Origin of the sequence: Pseudomonas capeferrum (assembly GCF_013523055.1) — a bacterium.
Lineage (GTDB): Bacteria > Pseudomonadota > Gammaproteobacteria > Pseudomonadales > Pseudomonadaceae > Aquipseudomonas > Aquipseudomonas capeferrum_A.
The window spans coordinates 1-554 of record NZ_JAAMQM010000067.1 but is presented as its reverse complement, the minus strand read 5'-3'; the positions used below and the strand labels follow the sequence as shown (position 1 = coordinate 554).

1 protein-coding gene is annotated in these 554 nt (G+C 63.5%); it reads right to left on the bottom strand.

Annotated features, from left to right (window positions below; all coding sequences use genetic code 11):
* A partial coding sequence (locus G7009_RS27325; protein ID WP_181133379.1) for a phytanoyl-CoA dioxygenase family protein occupies positions 1-554 on the bottom strand: 554 nt, incomplete at both ends.

The following is a 554-nucleotide window of genomic DNA, read 5'->3' as shown; positions in this document are numbered from 1 at the left end:
AGGCCCGGCAGGCCGTAGAGGTCGGCGGTAAAGGAGCGGAAGCCGAGGATCTGTTGCACGCGCGGTGACAGAGTGCGTACCAGCTCCATGTCCACCACGAACGGATAGGCTTCCTCGGGTACCAGCCAGCCGAGGTTGAAGGTAAAGGCCACGGCGCGGCGGTACTGGTCGGTGGTGGTGTTGGCGCCGCCGCCGTGGGAGATCTTGCCGGTGAAGAACAGCGCATCGCCCGGTTCCAGCTCCGCAGGCACGGTCATTTCCGGGGTGCCGCGGTCATCGTAATCGGGCCAGTACTGGCTGCCGGGGATGATGCGGGTGGCGCCGTTTTCTTCGGTGCAGGGGCTCAGGGCGATCAGGAAGTTGCAGATGACGTCGGGGGCCTTGATCCCCATTTCCTTGAACGCCATGTAATTTTCGAAGTCGCGGTGCAGCGGTTGGGCCTTGTTGCCCGGGCCGATCTCGATGACCTGAGCGGTGCCCATCCAGTAGGTGTCGCACCAGGGGCTGAGAATGGCGTGGGCCAGTTGGTGGACCTTGTCGTGGTCGATGATTTC